1 protein-coding gene is annotated in these 705 nt (G+C 51.6%); it reads left to right on the top strand.

Annotated features, from left to right (window positions below):
* On the top strand, nucleotides 1-700 hold a 700-nt coding region (locus tag CSQ88_RS22545; protein WP_099400273.1), incomplete at its 5' end, for an IS1595 family transposase.
* Between the last annotated feature and the right edge of the window lie 5 nt (nucleotides 701-705).

Below are 705 nucleotides of genomic sequence, written 5' to 3'. Positions count from 1 at the left end.
TAAATGGTTTTTGGCGATTTACTTGGTGACTCAATCCAAGACCAATATTGCTGCCTTGGCATTGCGGCGACAACTGGGAATTAGCTGGAAAGCCGCGTGGTTGCTCAAACATAAGCTGATGGATGCAATGCGCCAACGTGAAAGCAGCCAACCTTTAAGCGGCGATATTCGGGTTGATGACGCCTATCTCGGTGGCGAGTATCCAGGTGGCAAATCTGGGCGGGGCTCAGAGAACAAAACGGCCTTTGTCGCCGCCGTGGAAATGCGTAACGGCCAGCCCAACCGAGTGCGTTTTGATCCTGTTGATGGCTTCTCTTTCGCCGCCTTGATGCCTTGGGCAAGTAGCGCCTTACGAGCGGGGAGCGTGATCACTTCGGATGGCTTGAGCGGGTTTAGGGTCGTGCAGCAGCTCGGCTTTCAACACCGCGTGGTGATTGCGCCGAAGGGGAAAGCAGGCACCGAAATTGATGCGTTTAAATGGCTCAATGTGCTGATTGGCAACCTGAAAACCACGCTGTCTGGAACGCATCATGCATTCAAATTTTCAAAATATGCGGCTCGTTATTTGGCTGAGGTGCAATACCGTTTCAATCGTCGAGCAGACCTGTGCGCTCTGATTCCTCGATTACTCAAAGCCGTGATGCAGGCTAAACCTTGTCCAAGAGGGGTATTTCAAGCCTTAATTGAGCAAGAGACATAATCAGG

It is taken from the genome of Iodobacter sp. BJB302 (assembly GCF_002735645.1).
Lineage (GTDB): Bacteria > Pseudomonadota > Gammaproteobacteria > Burkholderiales > Chitinibacteraceae > Iodobacter.
This window is presented reverse-complemented; position numbering and strand designations above follow the sequence as displayed.